Annotated in this window: 13 protein-coding genes and 1 pseudogene; 10 read left to right on the top strand and 4 right to left on the bottom strand. The window is 63.4% G+C overall.

The window, feature by feature from the left end; translation table 11 throughout:
- The first annotated feature begins 17 nt into the window (after positions 1 to 17).
- Positions 18 to 1,124, top strand: coding sequence for a DNA polymerase III subunit beta (gene dnaN / locus ACHAC9_RS16355; RefSeq protein ID WP_435761240.1), 1,107 nt, complete (start codon positions 18 to 20; stop codon positions 1,122 to 1,124).
- A gap of 56 nt (positions 1,125 to 1,180) precedes the next feature.
- On the top strand, positions 1,181 to 3,682 hold the full coding sequence (gene gyrB, locus ACHAC9_RS16350; protein ID WP_435761238.1) for a DNA topoisomerase (ATP-hydrolyzing) subunit B: 2,502 nt from the start codon (positions 1,181 to 1,183) through the stop codon (positions 3,680 to 3,682).
- A gap of 48 nt (positions 3,683 to 3,730) precedes the next feature.
- On the opposite strand, the gene ACHAC9_RS16345 is transcribed toward gyrB, so the two are convergent.
- A complete protein-coding gene (locus tag ACHAC9_RS16345) occupies positions 3,731 to 5,020 on the bottom strand; it encodes an MFS transporter (RefSeq protein ID WP_435761236.1) in 1,290 nt (429 codons plus the stop codon).
- Positions 5,021 to 5,143: 123 nt separating this feature from the next.
- Here ACHAC9_RS16345 and ACHAC9_RS16340 point away from each other — a divergent pair, with 123 nt between their 5' ends.
- Positions 5,144 to 5,929 (top strand): HNH endonuclease, encoded by a 786-nt coding sequence (locus tag ACHAC9_RS16340; protein WP_435761235.1) that lies wholly within the window; start codon positions 5,144 to 5,146, stop codon positions 5,927 to 5,929.
- Positions 5,930 to 5,944: 15 nt separating this feature from the next.
- On the opposite strand, the gene ACHAC9_RS16335 is transcribed toward ACHAC9_RS16340, so the two are convergent.
- Complete coding sequence (locus ACHAC9_RS16335; RefSeq protein ID WP_435761233.1) at positions 5,945 to 7,102, bottom strand: acyltransferase family protein; 1,158 nt, start codon at positions 7,100 to 7,102, stop codon at positions 5,945 to 5,947.
- A gap of 241 nt (positions 7,103 to 7,343) precedes the next feature.
- Between ACHAC9_RS16335 and ACHAC9_RS16330 the strand changes: the two genes are divergently transcribed.
- A complete protein-coding gene (locus ACHAC9_RS16330) occupies positions 7,344 to 9,062 on the top strand; it encodes a diguanylate cyclase (protein ID WP_435761231.1) in 1,719 nt (572 codons plus the stop codon).
- Between the two features lie 17 nt (positions 9,063 to 9,079).
- Here the strand turns inward: ACHAC9_RS16330 and ACHAC9_RS16325 are convergent, their stop codons facing one another.
- Entirely contained in the window at positions 9,080 to 9,598 is a 519-nt protein-coding gene (locus ACHAC9_RS16325; RefSeq protein ID WP_435761229.1) for a hypothetical protein, read from the bottom strand.
- Between the two features lie 286 nt (positions 9,599 to 9,884).
- Between ACHAC9_RS16325 and ACHAC9_RS16320 the strand changes: the two are divergent.
- Together ACHAC9_RS16320 and ACHAC9_RS16315 are read left to right on the top strand one after the other, a co-directional pair.
- Positions 9,885 to 10,135: pseudogene (locus ACHAC9_RS16320) on the top strand (Hcp family type VI secretion system effector); the annotation flags it as partial.
- Positions 10,136 to 10,264: 129 nt separating this feature from the next.
- A complete protein-coding gene (locus tag ACHAC9_RS16315; protein WP_435761227.1) occupies positions 10,265 to 10,639 on the top strand; it encodes a hypothetical protein in 375 nt (124 codons plus the stop codon).
- A gap of 197 nt (positions 10,640 to 10,836) precedes the next feature.
- Here ACHAC9_RS16315 and ACHAC9_RS16310 read toward each other — a convergent pair whose 3' ends face one another.
- Positions 10,837 to 12,465, bottom strand: coding sequence for an ATP-binding domain-containing protein (locus ACHAC9_RS16310; RefSeq protein WP_435761225.1), 1,629 nt, complete (start codon positions 12,463 to 12,465; stop codon positions 10,837 to 10,839).
- A 143-nt stretch (positions 12,466 to 12,608) separates the two neighbouring features.
- On the opposite strand from ACHAC9_RS16310, the gene ACHAC9_RS16305 reads away from it, so the two are divergent.
- The 4 genes from ACHAC9_RS16305 to ACHAC9_RS16290 all read left to right on the top strand — a co-directional run bounded on the left by ACHAC9_RS16305 (position 12,609) and on the right by ACHAC9_RS16290 (position 18,477).
- Positions 12,609 to 13,085: an Rrf2 family transcriptional regulator gene (locus ACHAC9_RS16305; protein WP_435761223.1), complete on the top strand. Its 477-nt coding sequence runs from the start codon at positions 12,609 to 12,611 to the stop codon at positions 13,083 to 13,085.
- The gene (locus tag ACHAC9_RS16300; protein ID WP_435761221.1) at positions 13,057 to 13,974 is read left to right on the top strand and encodes an NAD(P)/FAD-dependent oxidoreductase; all 918 of its coding nucleotides are present in this window, start codon (positions 13,057 to 13,059) and stop codon (positions 13,972 to 13,974) included. The genes ACHAC9_RS16305 and ACHAC9_RS16300 overlap by 29 nt, the downstream gene beginning before the upstream one ends.
- Before the next feature lie 71 nt (positions 13,975 to 14,045).
- Positions 14,046 to 16,502, top strand: a complete 2,457-nt coding sequence (locus tag ACHAC9_RS16295) for a PAS domain-containing protein (protein WP_435761219.1) — start codon at positions 14,046 to 14,048, stop codon at positions 16,500 to 16,502.
- Positions 16,503 to 16,602: 100 nt separating this feature from the next.
- Positions 16,603 to 18,477 carry an AI-2E family transporter gene (locus tag ACHAC9_RS16290; RefSeq protein WP_435761217.1) on the top strand — a complete coding sequence of 625 codons (1,875 nt, stop codon included), beginning with the start codon at positions 16,603 to 16,605 and terminating at the stop codon, positions 18,475 to 18,477.
- The last annotated feature ends 2 nt before the right edge of the window (positions 18,478 to 18,479 follow it).

The following is an 18,479-nucleotide window of genomic DNA, read 5'->3' as shown; positions in this document are numbered from 1 at the left end:
CCCTTCTGAGGACAATCATGCAATTGGTCAAAACCACCCGAGACACGCTTCTCCGGCCACTGCAAATCGTGAGCGGTATTGTCGAGCGTCGGCACACCATGCCGATTCTGGCCAATATCCTCATCCGCAAGGACGGCGCAAACGTCTCTTTCCTGTCGACCGATACCGAAGTACAAATCACGACGCATGCGAACATCGGTTCCGGCGACGACATCACCGGCACCACGGTCGCCGCGCGTAAATTGCTCGACATCCTGCGCGCGCTGCCGGAATCGGGCGACGTCACGATGACGCTGGCAAACAAGCGCCTGGCCGTGCAGAGCGGTAAATCGCGCTTCGCGCTGCAGACGCTGGCCGCCGAGGAATTCCCGACCGTGTCGATCGCGGATACCTACAACGCCACCGTCACGCTGCCGCAAAAGACGCTGAAGCACCTGTTCAACATGGTGCACTTCTCGATGGCCCAGCAAGACATCCGCTACTACCTGAACGGTCTGCTGCTGGTTCTGGACGGTAACAAGGTGATTGCAGTCGCCACCGACGGCCACCGCCTCGCGTTTTGCCAGGTCGAAGCCGAGCAGGAATTCGTGCGCCAGGAAGTCATCATCCCGCGCAAGACGATCATCGAACTGCAGCGCCTGCTGGAAGAAAGCGACGAAACCGTCCAGCTCGACATCGCCGCGTCGCAGGTAAAACTGACCTTCGCCGACATCGAGCTGGTGTCGAAGCTGGTCGAGGGCAAGTTCCCTGACTACACGCGCGTGATCCCGAAAGGTTACAAGAACGACTTCACGATCAGCCGCGACGAGCTGCTGCGTTCGCTGCAGCGCGCCGCGATCATGACCAGTGACAAGTTCAAGGGCGTCCGCTGCGTCATCACCCCGGGCAGCCTGAAGATCAGTTCGACGAATGCCGACCAGGAAGAAGCGGTCGAGGACCTGGAAATCGACTACGGCGGCGACCAGATCGACATCGGCTTCAACGTCACTTACCTGCTCGACGTGCTGAACAACCTGAAGTGCGACCAGGTGAACATCGCCCTGGGCGACTCGAACTCGTCGGCCCTGATTTCGATTCCAGAGAATGGCGATTTCAAGTATGTCGTCATGCCGATGCGCATTTAAGCAAGGCGCGGTCAGTATCAGCAGTCTGAATACACAGTTTTTTGAGAAAGCAGTCCATGTCCGATAACACCAATCAAATGCCCCAGTCGCCGAAGAAGTCGGACGATTACGGCGCCGCCTCGATTCAAATTCTGGAAGGCCTGGAAGCGGTCCGCAAGCGGCCGGGCATGTACATTGGCGATACGTCGGACGGCACCGGCCTGCACCACCTCGTTTTTGAGGTGCTGGACAACTCGATCGACGAATCGCTGGCCGGCTACTGCACCGAAATCCATGTCACGATCCATTCGGACAATTCGATTTCGATCGCCGACAACGGCCGCGGCGTGCCGACCGGCCTGAAATTCGACGACAAGCACGAACCAAAACGCTCGGCCGCCGAAATCGTCATGACCGAACTCCACGCCGGCGGCAAGTTCGACCAGAACGCCTATAAAGTCTCCGGCGGCCTGCACGGCGTCGGCGTCTCGTGCGTGAACGCGCTGTCGAAACTGCTGAAACTGACCATCCGCCGCGACGGCAAAGTCCATTACATGGAATTCGTCCGCGGCGTGCCGCAAAACCGCGAACTCGAAGTCATCGACGGCGTCGAAGTCTCGCCGATCAAGGTCATCGGCGACACCGACAAGCGCGGCACCGAAGTGCACTTCTGGGCCGACGAGACGATTTTCAATCACGTCGAATTTCACTATGAAATCCTCTCAAAAAGGATTCGCGAACTGTCGTTCCTGAATAACGGCGTGAACATCCGCCTGTCCGACCAGCGCAACGGCAAGGAAGAGATCTTCGCTTTCGAAGGCGGCACGCGCGGCTTCGTCGAATACATCAACAAGGCAAAAACGGTGCTGCACCCGACCGTGTTCCAGGCCACCGGCGAGCGCCAGTCGGACCAGAACACGAATATCTCGGTGGACGTGTCGATGCAGTGGAACGACGCCTACAACGAGCAAGTCTTGTGCTTCACGAACAACATCCCGCAGCGCGACGGTGGTACCCACCTGACCGGCCTGCGTGCGGCGATGACGCGCGTGATCAACAAATACATCGACGAGCACGACTTCGCCAAAAAGGCAAAGGTCGAAATCTCGGGCGACGACATGCGCGAAGGCCTGACCTGCGTGCTGTCGGTCAAAGTGCCGGAGCCGAAATTCTCGTCGCAGACCAAAGATAAACTGGTGTCGTCGGAAGTGCGCGGCCCGGTCGAGGAAATCGTCGCCAAGACGCTCACAGACTTCCTGAACGAAAAGCCGAACGACGCGAAAATCATCTGCGGCAAGATCGTGGAAGCCGCCCGTGCCCGTGAAGCGGCTAGAAAAGCGCGCGACCTGACCCGCCGCAAGGGCATCATGGACGGCCTGGGTTTGTCCTCGAAACTGGCGGATTGCCAGGAACGCGACCCGGCGCTGGCCGAACTGTATATCGTCGAGGGTGACTCGGCAGGCGGTTCCGCCAAGCAGGGGCGCGATCGTAAATTCCAGGCGATCCTGCCGCTGCGCGGCAAGGTGCTGAACGTGGAAAAGGCGCGCTTCGAAAAGATGCTGTCGTCGGAGCAGATCACGACCCTGATCGCAACCCTCGGCACCTCGATCGGCCCGGACGAATTCAACGTGGATAAACTGCGCTACCACCGCATCATCATCATGACCGACGCCGACGTCGACGGCGCCCACATCCGCACCTTGCTGCTGACGCTGTTCTACCGCCAGATGCCGCAGCTGGTCGAGCGCGGCCACATCTATATCGCCCAGCCGCCGCTGTACAAAGTAAAAGCGGGCCGTGACGAACGCTACCTGAAGGACGACGTCGAAGAGGCGAGCTACATGATGATGGTGGCGCTGAACGGCGCCTCCCTGATCCCGCGCGAAGGCGTCGACCCGATCACCGGCGAAGCGCTGGGCGAACTGGTGCGCCAGTACAACCTGGCCAACGCCATCATGATGCGCCTGACCCGCATGATCGACCGCGCCGCGCTGACCGCCATCATGAGCGGCGTGACGCTCGACATGATGACGCTGGAGAACGCCGAGGTGTCCGCCAAGGCGATGGAAGCGGCGATCAACGATCCGGCCGTGCGCGTTGTCGTGCGCTCCGACGAGATCAGCGAAAAGCACGCCCTGCGCATCGAGCGCATGCGCCACGGTAACGTGTACGTCACGTCGATCGACGCCGACTTCGTGCTCAGCAACGACTACGCCGTACTGGCCAACGCCGCAGCCACCTTCCAGGGCCTGATGGGCGAAGGCGCCATCATGCGCCGCGGCGAAGGCGAGAAGATGAAGGAATTCGCCGTGCGCGAATTCCACGAAGCGATGATCTGGCTGCGCGAAGAAGCCGAGCGCGGCGTATCGAAGCAGCGCTATAAAGGTCTGGGCGAGATGAATCCGGAGCAGCTGTGGGAAACCACGATGGATCCGAAAGTGCGCCGTTTGCTGCGCGTGCAGATCGAGGACGCGATTGCGGCGGACCAGATTTTTACTACGCTGATGGGCGATGACGTGGAACCGCGCAGAAACTTTATTGAGGCGAATGCGCTGCGCGCCGGGAACATCGACGTCTGATCCCTGGACGTTGATTAACAAAGCCAACCTTTGAAGGTTGGCTTTTTTTTACTTGTCCTGTTCAGGAATCGACCGCACGACCAGGAACTGATACGACATCGCACCGAGGAAGGCGATGCCGGCGCCAGTGAGCAAGGCCGGCACGAAAGACCAGGTCTGCGCGATATAACCGGTAAGAATTGGCGCGAGCGCGCCGCCGATAAAGCCGCCGAAGTTCTGGATCGCGCCCAGCGACCCAATCCGGCTGCGCGGCGCCACCACGGTGACGAGCGACCAGGAGCACGCCGACGCGGCATTGGCGAGGAAGATCACCATCGAGATGCAGGCAATGGCGACGGTATTACTCTCGACCAGCGCCGCCGGAATCGTGAACGCCACCATGCCCAGCATGGCAACCACTACCGCGGTGCGCCGGCCGGTCAGCGGCGACACGGAATTTCGGGCGACGCGGTCCGACGCCCAGCCTGCGATCAGGGCGCCGGCAAAGCCGCAGGCGAAGGGAATCGAGGCCGCCATCCCGGCGTAGGCCACATCCATCTGGCGCTCGGTGCGCAGGTAGCCCGGCAGCCAGGTCAGATAGACCCAGTTCAAATACACCGATCCGGAAAAACCGAACAGCATGCCCCAGGTGGCGCGGTGCCGGAACAGCGCGCGCCAGGATGCGAAACTCGGCTTCGGCGCCGCCTCGGCTGTCTGTCCCGCATCAAGGTAGGCGATCTCGGCCGCGGACATCTGACTGCGAACCGGATCGCGATACAAGGCGACCCAGATCACCGCCGCCACCAGGCCCATCGCGCCGGTCACGAAGAAAGCCCAATGCCAGCTGGTTGCGGCGATCAAGGGCGACAGCAGCAAAGGCGCAAGTGCGACGCCCAAGGGCGAGGCCGAATTGTAGACACCGGTCGGCGTACCGCGCGCACGCAGCGGAAACCAGTTGCTCACGACGCGCGCGGCTGCCGGGAACTGCGGCGCCTCACCGATCCCGAGCACGATGCGCGCGATCACGAACCAGCCGAAGGTCGAGACGAGTCCGCCAGCCGCCTGCGCCAGCGACCACACCACCAGCCCCATGCCGAGCAGCCAGCGCGGCCCGATCTTGTCGACCAGCGCGCCGACCGGCAGCTGGCACAGCGCATAGCTCCAGGAAAAAGCCGACAGCAGCAGGCCCATCTGGCCAAGCGAGAGGCCGAGGTCTGCGCGGATGAACTCGTTGGCGACGGCGAGGGTGGCGCGGTCGAGGTAGTTGATGACGCCGGTGAGGACCAAGAGCACGAGGGCCAGGGTTTGACGGCGGCGGATGCGCGGAGGGGTGGGGTCGTAGGTAGGGGTAGCGTTCATTGCAGGATGCTACCAAATGAACGTTGCTAGGTCGAAAGATATTCTGGGCGCCACTTCGTCAAATTATTGAAAAGATATTGAACAAAAAGTAGACTCAAGTGCATTTACGCACTCGTCTACGACATGTCCACATTTCAAGAACTTCCCGCGGCAAGCTCCAACGCATGGAGCAACGAGGAATTGATGAGTGCAGTGCAAGCCTACCTCGGAATGTTGCGTTTCGAACTAAAGGGCGAGTATTACAACAAGGCCGAGATCAATCGCCAACTGCGCGACGGTCCACTTACATGTCGGACGAAGGCATCGGTCGAGTTCCGGATGCAGAACATTTCGGCGGCTCTGTATGAACTCAAGATGCCCTACATTGTCGGCTACCTCCCTGCTCGGAATATCGGCAGTGCCGTGAAGGAGAAAATGGTCGGGCTGTTACGGCAGAACGACATCGAATTTTTGATGCCATATGTGCCGACGGCCGATACGGATGCGCTGTCGGCGAAGGTTTCTTCGCTCCGCAAGCAGACATACTTGAAGATGCCGCCGGGCTCAAAGCATCCCCAGTTGGCAATCAAGACAATGTCCAGTTACCTGCGCGATCCAGCCGTCAAGGCATGGGTTCTCGAAGCCGCAAAAGGAGTTTGCGAAGGATGCGATAGACCGGCTCCCTTTATCGGCAACGACGGCTTGCCATATTTGGAAGTGCACCACGTGATGCCTCTCGCGAGCCACGGTTCCGATACCCCGACAAATGCGGTGGCCTTATGCCCGAATTGCCACCGTCGCTGCCATTACTCGAATGACAGCGACGAATTCAAACTTCGGTTGTACGAAAAAATTGAGCGACTGCGGCTCGAAGTTCCCGAGCCCATCGATGCCGGGACCTATGAATCGATCGATGCGAATCTAACCTAGCCGCTAGTGCGAAACTCAGCGCGTCACAACATCCTTGCGCGCCAGGCCATCGAACGACCGAACCGGCTGCCCCCTACCGCGCACCCCCACCAGCCCCCCCAGCGGCGCTTCCACCCAGCCGAAGAACGCCGCACCCGCTGTCAGGCTGGCGGCCCACGCAAGCACAGTCCCAATCAGCTGCCACTCCGCCTGCGCCGGCACAAACCGCGTGAATGCCGCATTCACCACCAGGCACGCGGGAAAGTGCACCAAAAACACCGAATACGAAATCTTCCCCAGCCAGTTCACCACCGACCATCCAGCGCCTGACCGAACGCGCACGCGCCCCACCAGCATCAGCACGCACGCCACACTGACCGCCACCGCAATCCGGCTCCTGAAATCGAGCGTCAATGCCGCCAACGCCGGCACCGCCATCATCAAGAACAGCAGCACCACCGCCCGCGGCCGACGCGCCGAATCACCCGCCCACCATGCCAGCATGCCCAGCCCGTAGCTGCCGAAGAAATACGGCGCCCACACATCCCATTCCGCGTCGCGGTTGAAGTAGAACAGAGACGAGACAAGAGCAACCATCACCACAACTGGTGCACGCCAGGGCCGATCATCCCCATCGGACAAACGCCTGCACAGCCACAGAAGCAGCACAGAACCCGCATACAGTTGAAAATCGATGGCCACATACCAGGCGCCGGCCGACAGGGATTCGTAACCGAGGACGCTGTGCAGCAGCAGCACATGCGCGGCCAGCTGGGACACGCTCGGTGCACCCGAAATCGAGTCGTGCGTCATCCACATCGACGCAATGGCAGAGGCACCGGCCGCAAGCAGGGTCGCCACCACAAAGGGCGGCGCCAGCTTGGCATAGCGCCGCCATATGGTACCGAGCGGATTGCTCAGCCTCGCAACGCCATCCGGCGCCAGAGATTTGGCGGCAAGGAAGCCGCCGATAACGAGGAAGATTTGCACGGCGATGCGCGCGTCACCCGCAAGCCAGTCGAACAGCTCGGGCATCAGGGGCCGGGCGTGGTCCGCCATCGGCCCATACAAGGCGAGGTGATGCAGCACGATCAGCTGCGCGGCACCCGCTTTCAACAGATTGATAAGACCGAATTGTGTTGCCTGCGCCCCGGCGACTGCGGGCAGTGCGTGCTTCCCTGCTTCCATCGACATCCCATATCGACAACAACATTGCTTCCGACCCTACCGAAGCAATCATTGCTGTGGATATTGCCGACCGGGCGCCATCATAGCCGAGCTTGCCGAACTGACACCATCCCTTACACAGTTTGAAACATGTGCATGCCCTGCGCGCGCCAAGGCCCGATGGGGATGAAAACGCGGCGTGGAAAAGCGGAAATCTGCACATCTTTACCTATGGTAACCTGCGTGTCCGACGCCTTTCCCGTTGCCAATGAAATTCGAAACCAAGATCAAGGTCGCCGCTGGTGCGATCATTCTCGTCATGTCGACCGTCGCAGCGCTGCCGATGATCGTCAACCGACAGGTGACGACGGTGATGTCGGAATTGCGCAGCGCCTCAAATGTCGAGCGCCTGCAATTGACGCTGCTCGACATGCTGCTCAATGCGGAGACCGCGCAGCGCGGGTTTGTCGTGACCGGGGACGAGCGTTTCCTCGATCCCTATCACTCGGCCGCGAACGGCATCCCGACGACCCAGGAAGCGCTGCGCCGCGAGATCGCCAGTCCCGAGGAAGCCGCGCGTGCCGCTGCCATCGGGCGCGCCAGCACCGTCAAAATGCAGACCGTGGCGCGTACCATCGAACTGCGCCGCACGCAGGGCATGGCGCAGGCGGCAAGCTTCATGGCGGCCGGCGCCGGCAAGCTGCAGATGGATCAGTTGCGCGAGCTGATCGGCAAGGAGCTCGCCATCTATGCGCAGCGCCGCAACGACCTCGGCGCCCAGCTGCTGGCCACCTCGAACTCGGCGGCCACGGTCAGCCTGGTGGCGACGCTGACGAATATCCTGTTCCTCGGCGGTATGCTGATCGCCGCCATGCGCGTGCTGCGCCAGCGCGACGCGGCCGAGCACAAGGCGAAGGAAGCCGCCGTCCAGACCCAGCTGACGAACGAACGCATCTCGCTGCAGAACGATTTACTGTTCCGTAGCGCCGAGCTGATGCACTCGCTGGAGCTGGCGGAGTCGAGCGACGAATCGGCCGGCGTGATCGCCAGCTACCTGCCGCGCCTGCTGCCGAACCTGGCGGGCAGCCTTTACCTGTACAACAATTCGCGCGACATTCTCGAGCGAAAAGCGGGCTGGGGCAGCGTCGAGGGCGAGCCGGACATCATCGAGGCGCTCGACTGCTGGGCGCTGCGGCGCGGCAGTCCGCATGCGTTTGCCGGCGGCGATGGCGGCCTGGCCTGCCGCCACGTGCAGAACCCCGACATGGACCGCCTGTGCCTGCCGCTGGTAACGCAGGGCGACGTGATCGGCTGCCTGACCGTCACCGGCACCGGCCTGGTGCACGGTGCCGAGGACCAGCGCGCCTGGATCGCGCAGCTTGCGGAACAGCTCGGGCTGGCGCTGAGCAATGTGAGACTACGTGTCTCGCTTCGCCAGCAGTCGATCGTCGATCCGCTGACCCAGCTGTATAACCGGCGCTACCTGGACGAGGTGCTCAAGCGCGAGCTGGCGCGTTCGAGCCGGAAAGGCGCGCCCCTTTGCGTGCTGGTGCTCGACCTCGACCACTTCAAGCGCATCAACGACAGCTTCGGCCACGAGGCGGGCGACGCCATCCTGCGCAAGGTGGCGCTCACGCTGCGCGAAAACATCCGCTCCTGCGACGTGGCCTGCCGCATGGGTGGCGAAGAGATGGTGGTGCTGCTGCCCGAATGCGGCATCGACAACGCCATCAAGCGCGCCGATGTGCTGCGCCAGGCGATTGCCGGCGGCGACGTGCTGCACCAGGGCCAGCGAATCGGCGCGACCGCGTCGATCGGCGTTGCCTCGTATCCGGAACACGGCACCAGCATGCAGGCGCTGCTGCACGCGGCCGACCTGGCGCTGTACGAGGCCAAGCACAGCGGGCGCAACTGTGTGCGGGTGGCCACATCCGATCCGCTCGCCCTGCCCTTGGCGAATGCGAACGAGGATGCGGGCGGTATCTGAACTGCGCGGCCGTCGTTTTACAGAACGAACCGGTCCAGCCCCACGATCGCCGTAACCGCCAGCGACGCCACCAGATAGCACAAGGCGTGGTCTTTCCAGGTCAGCCCGAGGCGTTTGGCGCCTTCCATCGCGAGGAAGATCAGACCTGCCGCCACCAGCACCGGCAAGGTCCACTTGCCCAGGCCAAGATATATGCTCAGGCGCGCCTCGTCGTTCGGATGCATCACGCTGACCAGGCCCGCGACCAGGCGCATGAAGGCTGCCGCGTACAGGAAGGCGAATGCCTTGAGCGATGCGCCGCGCCTGACGATGACCCAGGCAATGATCGCCTGCACGATCGTCACCAGCGGCCCCGCCCCGTCGGCGAGCGCCCGTTGCCAGGGCTCGGTGGGCGACAGATAAGTGACAGCGTTTAATCCGAAACGCATCTCCATGCCGAGGGCGGCGCCCATCAGCCAATGGCCGGATTCGTGCAGCAGGTTGGTAATGAGGAAAGCGAGAACGAGCCAGAGGTAGAACGGGGCATTGAGTTTCATTGGGCGGCAAGTGGGGACAGCGGTTCAGGAAAGCTGCGTTTGCGGTGCCGGGCCAATGTACTGTAATTTTGGAAAGTTTTCTAGCTCGCAATTTGCAACGGCCGATCCATCCAAGATCTCCGGAATGGCGACCAGCTTCCTGCGGCAACGGCCGCTCTCATTCCCGTGCTTGACTCGGCACAAGGAGCAAAATCCTTCGAACACGACAATCGCTTCTGGCCGCCGCGTGGCGTCCTGAAGTGCCACGCGGACTGACAGTTTTTAAACGACCTGACGCGGAGTGACGATGGCGATTGACGCATACCTGCAACTGGACGGGATCGAGGGTGAATCCCAGGACGACGGACACAACCTCGCAGCGCCACCGCATCGACAGGCGGCGGCCATACCGCAGAACGCGCCGAATTCGACGACATCCTGCTCTCCAAGATGACCGATCTGTCCACGCCACTGCCGCTGCAGCACTGCGCAATGGGCAAGACCATCCCGAAGGCGAAGTTCGAATTCATGCGGGCAGACGGGGACGGCAAGCCCATCTCGTGATCCAGCCCCATCCCGGGAGCAAATCCGGTCATATTGCCGCATTCGACGGAACACAATTGATCTCTGACTTCACCCAGCGTGACTTCTGGTCCGGCCCGCAATATCGAAAGCACAAGCCAAGCCATGCATTCTATCGACCTTAGCCGATTTCTTGCCGCCGCTGTCCTCGCTGTTACCTGTTACAGCGCGCTTGCAGCACCTCCATCACCCCGGATCTTGAGTGAGCCCGTGCTGGGTTTGCGTTACGAAGCCGCTCATGTCAAGTTCGATCCTCTACCAATCCAGGCAAGCGCGAACTGCGAAAATTTGGCTGATAACGAAAATCGGCAAAGTGTTGGTTTATCTACGGGCAGGCTCAGGATTCGACGGGCAGAACTTACTATGCCAGCGGCGGTTACGATATCTCCAAAAATCTGCCAGGCAAACCACAATTTACAACCGGTGACGCTGGCCTGGTGCGTCACACATTCGATGCCAGATTATTCGATGATGAAATAACGGAGCATATCCTCAAGCTACTGGCAGCCGATTATGCAAAAAGGCTCGTAAAAGCTTTCGGCGGTGCTGACAAACTCAGAACAGAGCTCAGGAAACAGCACATCGACAAAGATGCACTCCCACCTGAGTTGCTGGAAGCGTTAAAACCTTACTTCAGCAAGTAATCTCCGGTGCGCTCCTTCGCGGAGCGCACTGTCTCACATCCGATCCAGCAACTGCAACGACGCCCGATCGCTCATCACCAACACCAGTTTCAATCTCGCCCGCGTCATCCCGACAAACAGTTTGCGCAGCACCGTTTCCGTCATCTCCTCGAAATCGATCTCCGTAAAAATCAGCGCCGGCGCCGACTGACCTTTAAAACGGTAGACCGATTCCGCCAGCAGCCCGCCATCGCGAAACACGGGATTGCCGAACAAATCGTAGTCGCCCGTGAACGACTTCAACGTGTGCGCGTCGCTCAGCTTGTCTAGATTGAGGATGGCCGATCGTTCACGTCCACGGAACGAGCACAGGGCAATGTCAGTGCGCCCAAAGCCGGCGGCCAGACACGAGGTCACCGCGCGCCGGGTCTGCGCCAGCATGGCATCAAGATCGCCATCCGGATAAGTCAGCTCCTCGATGTCGCCGCCTTTGAACGGGCTGCCCGCTTCCACCGGGTCGCGCGCGGCGCCGATCGATTTCAACATCTGCACGATCTGGCGCGGGCTGCGGTAGTTGGTGTCGGAATGCAGCTTGACCCAGCCGGGCAAGGTGACCATCTGGCGGCCATATAAATTCTGGTCGGGGTCTTCCAGCCAGATCGCGCGCCCGTTCGGCTTGACCATGCCGAGCACGATGTCGCGCCAGGCAGTGGAAAAATCCTGGCCTTCGTCGACGATCAGCACGTCGTACTGCCAGGTCTCGGGTAAGTCGACTTCGGCCAGCGCGGTTTCGATCTCGTTCCAGACCTCGGGCGAGGAATAATCCGGGGTCACGTCCTGCGCGCGCATGTAGGCGTCGCACAGCATGTGGAAGGTCGAGACGCGCCCGCCCGGCGGCACCAGTTGCTCGATGTGGTCGGCCAGCGGCCGGTTGAAGCACACGTAGAGCGGGCGCAGCCCGGCGTCGATCGCGGCCGTGTATTCGGCCAGCGCCAATTGCGTCTTGCCGCTGCCGGCGGTGCCGACCACGCGCAGGCGAAACGGCGCAAACTCGAGCCGGCGCGCCCAGGTGGCGAGCCCCCCGGACAGGCGCGTCACCATCTTGGTGGCAGAACCGATCATCGAACTCGGGTCGGGCCGCAGGCTGAGGGTGTCGCCGAGAAAACGCGTGACCTTGTCGAAGTCGTCGGTTTTATCGGTGATCGGCAGCGCTTCACGGATGATTTTGCCGAGCCGCCCCTTGTTGGTGGCGTCGATGATGTGGCTCGGGTCGATCCCGGCCAGGTGCGGGTCGCGCACCGTGTAGTCGGGGCAGTACAGCAGGTAGTCGATCGACAGCTCGCCGTTGTAGCGTCTCGTCAGCCCCTCGATCGTGTGCAGGATGTGGGCGCGGATCTTGCGCGGCTTGCCCTGGAAGTTCTTCAGCAGGCCGTCCTGCGTTTCGTTGAGAAAGCCCGCGACCTGCTCGATCAGCAGCATGCGCCCGTTCGGCGCGACGACGATGAAATCGACGTCGCCGTAGACTGAATAGCCATTCTCGACATTGGTCCAGTGGACGCCGTGATAGATGCTGTAGGGCGCATCAAGCAGCCTCTGGTCGAGCAGGGACAGCGTTTCGATCTCGCGGACGGCAGTTCCGGTGACGGACATCTCGCGCCAGCCGGCAGGATGGATCTGGGCCATGGGTCGGGGCTTCGCTAGATAGTAAGGTAACAAGATTGTAAGGCCGTTCCTCCCAAGTAAACACACTATTGAATGCCGGGCCGCGCGAGAACGACATACAAGGTTTCGTCCACATCGATCTTTTTTGTACTATCATAAGTTACATGAGACGCGATTCCCGACTTTCCTCGATCCTGCACCTGCTGCTGCACATGGCCCACAGCGAGCGCCCCCTTACCTCGGAGGAACTGGCCGGCTTCCTGCAGACGAATGCCGTGCTGGTGCGGCGCACGCTGGCCGGCCTGCGCGAACGCGGCTATGTCGGCTCGGGCAAGGGCCATGGCGGCGGCTGGACCATCACGGCCGATCTGCACCAGGTGTCGCTGCGCGACATCTACGAGGCGGTCGGCTCGCCCACCGTCTTCGCCATGGGCAACCGGGTCGACCATCCGACCTGCCTGGTCGAGAAAGTCGTGAACCAGTCGCTGGCCAGCGCCTTCGACGAAGCCGAAGCGCTGCTGGTCGCGCGCCTGGGCGACGTCTCGCTGTTTGCACTATCCGAACGCTTCAATGCGCACTATGTGGAACATGCGCAGCACCTGGGAGAACACCATGCACACCGCCTTGACCCCGATGTTTGACGCCATCGTCATCGGCGGCAGCTATGCCGGCTTGTCCGCCGCCACCCAGCTGGCGCGTGCGCGGCGCCGGGTGCTGGTGATCGATGCCGGCCAGCGCCGCAACCGCTTCGCGCAGCACTCGCACGGCTTCCTGACCCAGGACGGCACGGACGCATCCGTCATTGCCGCCACCGGCCGCGCGCAATTGCTGCAGTATCCGAACGTGACCTGGGCCGAGGGAAGCGCTGCCGGCGCGGTGGCGCAGGACGAGGGCTTTGCGGTGACGCTCGCCGATGGCGCAATCTTCAAGGGCCACAGGCTGGTGCTGGCCACCGGCGTGACCGACGAATTGCCGCCGCTCGAAGGTCTGGCCGAGCGCTGGGGCCGCAGCGTCTTTCACTGCCCCTACTGCCATGGCTACGAGCTCGATGCGGGCCAGATCGGCGTGCTGGCCGTCGGCCCGCTGTCGATGCACCACGCCCTGATGCTGCCCGACTGGGGCACGGTGACCTTCTTCCTGAACGCTGCCTTTGCGCCGGACGCCGAGCAACTGGCGGCCTTGGCCGCGCGCCGGGTCACGCTCGAGCGCGTCGCTGTGGCGCGCATCGAGGGCGAGGCCGACGTCGTGCTGTTGGACGGACGCGTGCTGCCGATGGCGGGCCTGTTCGTGGCGAGCACGATGCATGCGGCCAGCCCGATCGCCGGCCAGCTCGGCTGCGCGGTCGACGATGGGCCAATGGGTGCGTACGTGCGCACCGATGCGATGAAGGCGAGCAGCGTGCCCGGCGTGTTCTGTTGCGGCGACATGGCGCGCCCCGCCGGGAATGTCGTTTTTGCGGTGGCCGATGGCGCGATGGCGGGGGTGGCGGCGCACCGCTCATTGATCGAGGCACTGCAGCAGGCTGCGTGACATCGAAAGGCAGGTCGTGCGCCGCTCCCTGCGCTAGAATCGGGCTCTTCGATACTGATGGCGCACACACGATGAAGTCCCAGCAAGCAGGCTTGAGTTTCGACGGGCTGAAGCACGTCCTGTCGGATGCAGTACGTGGCGCCTCCTACGACGTCATCCTGCAAAGCCTGCTCGACGAGGCGCGCCGCCTGATCAATGAGGCAAGCTGGGCCTCCGTCTACCTGATGGACGCGCCGGCACGCTGCCTGCGCCTGGCGGCTGCGAGCGGGATACCGGCAGCGCTGACGGAGGCGCTGGTGCAGCTGCCGGTTTGCCCGGCAGGGCCCCCGTGCGGACGCGCCGCCCATACGGGCCGGATCGTCATCGTCGAGGACCTGCGCGACGAACCGCTGATGGCTCCCTATCTTGCCGTGGCCGAGGCCCATGGCATCCGCTCGTGCTGGTCGTTCCCCCTGCATTCGCCGGGCGGCAGGGTGCTGGGTACGCTCGCATTCTTCCATGCGACCCAGCGCGCACCAACGGCCGACCTGGGCGGCGCGATCGCCTATTTTACGGACCTGCTGGCCCTGCTCACCGAGCGCCACCTGCGCGAACAGGAAAACCAGGGGCGCCACGATGCCGCCGCGCGCGAACTGGCTTCCATGGCCGACGAATCCGAACGCCAGCGCCGCCTGTACGAGACGGTGCTGTCGAATACGCCGGACCTGGTCTACGTGTTCGACCTCGAGCACCGTTTTACGTATGCGAACGCGGTGCTGTTGCAAATGTGGGGCAAGACGCTCGAGGAAGCGGTCGGCAAGACCTGCTGGGAACTGGGTTACGAGCCCTGGCACGCGGCCATGCACGACCGCGAGATCCAGGAGGTCAAGGCGACCAAGGCGCCGATCCGCGGCGAAGTGCCTTTCAATGGCACCTTCGGGCGGCGCGTCTACGACTACATTTTCGTGCCGATCCTCGGACCCGACGGCGAGGTCGAGGCCATTGCCGGCACCACGCGCGACATCACCGAGCGCCAGCGCTTCGAAGAAGAGCTCAAGGGCAGCGAGCTGCGTTTTCGCACGATCACGAATGCAATGCCGCAGATGGTGTGGACGGCGCTAGCCGACGGTACGATCGATTATCACAACGCGCAGTTTTATGAGTTTGTCGGCCGCGCGGCCGGGACCGCCGAAGGGAGCACCTGGGCCGAAGACATGCTGCATCCGGACGACCAGCAGCGCGGCCGCGAACGCTGGACGCACAGTGTCGCCAGCGGCGAGCCCTACGAAATGACCTACCGCCTGCGCCACCACAGCGGCGAGTACCGCTGGATCTTGGCGCGCGGGCTGGCGCTGCGTAGCGACGGTGGAGACATCGTCAAGTGGCTCGGCACCGATACCGACATCCACGAAGCGAAACTGAACGAGGAAGCGCTGCAGGAGGCAAACCACCGCAAGGACGAGTTCCTGGCGATGCTGGCGCACGAGCTGCGCAACCCGTTGGCGCCGATCAGCGCGGCGGCCCAGGTACTGCGCCTGGCGCCGAACAACCCCGACAAGGTGCGCCAGTACAGCGAGGTGATCTCGCGCCAGGTCAGCCACATGACGACGCTGGTGAACGATTTACTGGACGTCTCGCGCGTCACGCGCGGCATGGTGCAACTGGAAAAAGCGCCGGTGGACCTGAAACTGGTTGTCACCAGCGCGGCCGAACAGGTGCACCCGCTGGTCGAAACCGGCCGCCACACGCTGGCACTGCAGCTCGGCTCGGCCCCGGCCGGCGTGCTGGGCGACCGCGCGCGCCTGATCCAGGTCACCGCGAATTTGCTGGCGAACGCCGCCAAGTACACGCCGCCCGGCGGCCAGATCACGCTGGCACTCGAGGTCAGGGAGGGCATGGTGCGCATCGCCGTCACCGACAACGGCAACGGCATCGAGGCGGCGCTGCTGCCGCATGTGTTCGACCTGTTCGTGCAGGGCCAGCGCACGCCGGACCGGGCCCAGGGCGGCCTCGGCCTGGGCCTGGCGCTCGTAAAAAACATCGTGCAGATGCATGGCGGCTCGGTCGCCGCGCACAGCGCCGGGCCAGGCACGGGCAGCACGTTTACAGTGGAACTGCCGGCCGCCACCCAGCTGCCGCGCCCCGCCGCGCCTGCGCCGGCATTCGTCGCATCCAGGCGCACCCTGCGCATCATGCTGGTCGACGATAACGTCGATGCCGCCGCCACCCTGTCGGCCCTGCTCAACGCGGCCGGCCACCTTGTGCAGACCATCAACGATCCGCGCGAAGTGCTCGCAGCGGCGCTGGCGTCTGTGCCGGACGTGTTCATCCTCGACATCGGCATGCCGCAGATCGACGGCCACGAACTGGCGCGCCAGTTGCACGCACAGCCGACCCTCAGCGGTGCCGTGTATTTCGCGCTCACCGGCTACGGCCAGTCGAGCGACCGCGAATCGTCGCGCCAGGCCGGCTTCGACCGCCATTTCGTCAAGCCGGTCGAGGCGGCGCGCCTGCTCGCGGCACTCGAGATGCAGACCAGCGTGGCCTGAACTGCCGGGTTGGCATTGATGCTAGACTGCTGGCGCCGGGGTGTTCACCCTACGCCGGCGCCAGCCAACGCAGCAGCACTGCCGGAGTTATTCGTTCCCGATGCGCGATTCAAGCCTGTTCAGTAACCTGACCGCCAGTTCGGTCGTCACCGCCACCTGCGTCCTGGGCCTGCTGTACTTCGGCCGCGACGTGCTGGAACCGCTGGCGCTGGCGACGATATTGAGTCTCGTGCTGGCCCCCCTGATCCGCTCCCTGCGCCGCATCGGCCTGCCGCGCCTGCCGGCCACATTGATCTCGGTGCTGCTGGCCGGTACCTGCGTGGTCGGCGTCGGCACCATCCTCGCTTTTCAGTTGGTCGCCGTGACGCGCGACCTGCCGGAATACCGCGCCGCGATCCGCTCGAAGATCGAGCGCGTGCGCGAAATCACCGAGCGCCCGTTCGCGCGCCTGGAAGCCGAACTGAGTGCGGTGGCGCCCCAGTCTCCGCTGCCGCCGCCGCCGCCCGTCACCGTGCGCCGCGGCACGCTCACCACCGGCGCCAATCAACCGTTGCCGGTCGAGATCCGCGCGCCGCGCGCGACCACCCGCGACACCCTGTCGCGCCTGTTCGCACTGGCCTGGGGGCCGATCGGCGAAACAGGCCTGGTGCTGGTGCTCCTGATCTTCATCCTGCTGGAGCACGAATCCCTGCGCGACCGCGTGATCCGCCTGGCCGGGCAGGCCGAGATCAGCCGCACGGTGCGCGCCCTGTCGGATGCGACGCGCGGCGTGTCGCGCTTCTTCCTGACGCAGTTCGCCGTGAATCTCACCTTCGGGACAATGGTCGGCGTGCTGTTGTGGGCCTTCGGGGTGCCGCATGCGGCGCTGTGGGGCGCGCTCTCCGGCCTGCTGCGCTTCGTGCCCTACCTCGGCATCCTGGTGGCTGGCGTCCTGATTGCCTTCTTCGTTGCCGCCATCGATCCGGGCTGGACACTGGCGCTGTCCTGCCTGGCGCTGTTCGTGGCGCTCGAGCTGGTCGTGGCGCATGTGGTCGAACCGAAGGTGTATGGCCACAGCTCGGGCCTGTCGCCGCTGGCGGTGATCGTCTCTGCCCTGTTCTGGGGCGCGATGTGGGGCCCGGTCGGGCTGCTGCTGTCGACGCCCTTGACGCTCTGCCTGGTGGTGGCCGGGCGCCACGTGCGCGCACTCGAACCGGTGACGATCCTGCTGGGCGACGTGCCGAACGTGAACGTGGCCCAGCGTTTTTATCAGCGCGTGCTCGCAGGTGAGACACACAGTATCATTTCCGATGCGCGCGCCTATCTCGAGCGCCACAGCTTCGCGCGCTATTGCGACCAGATCCTGCTGCCGGGGATCTCGATGGCGGCCGCCGAGCAGCGCACCGGCCAGTTGGAGACCACGCAAGTGGCCCACATCCGCACCACGATCGCCGATGTTGCCGCGACGCTGACGCCGGTGTCGAACGCGCCAAGGAGCGAGCGACGCCGTAAAGGCCGCGTCTCGCTGCTCGACGCGAATGTCGGCGCCCACCTGCGCAAGATGCGCGAAGCGCGCCTCGGCCGCTGGCAGGGCTCGCTCGACGTGCCCTCCCACTCCATCGTGCTGTGCGCGGGCCTGGGCACCGAGCGCGACGACCTGCTGACCGAATTGCTGGTGCGCTCCCTGCGCGAACTCGACATCGACGCGCGCAGCATGGTGATCGGCGCCGACCAGGACAATCCGGGCCCGGACAAGGCCGACCTGATCTCGACCGTGTTCCTGATCTATCCGGTCGAGTCCACGCTCGATCAGTGGCAGCGTGTCGCCGACGAGCTGCGCGCGGGGCTGCCGAATGCGCTCCTGGTGACGATCCGCCTGCCCTTCGGCGAAACGGCGGCCGACCAGGCGATCGTGCAGGAGCATGTCGACATGGTGCTGCGCTCGTTCGAGGAAAGCCTGGCCTTCGTCGTACCGGAGCGCGTCAAGCAGGCGTGATG

Source organism: Massilia sp. CMS3.1 (assembly GCF_051262535.1).
GTDB lineage: Bacteria > Pseudomonadota > Gammaproteobacteria > Burkholderiales > Burkholderiaceae_D > Telluria.
The sequence above is the reverse complement of the archived record's forward strand: the minus strand, read 5'-3'. Positions and strand labels throughout refer to the sequence as shown.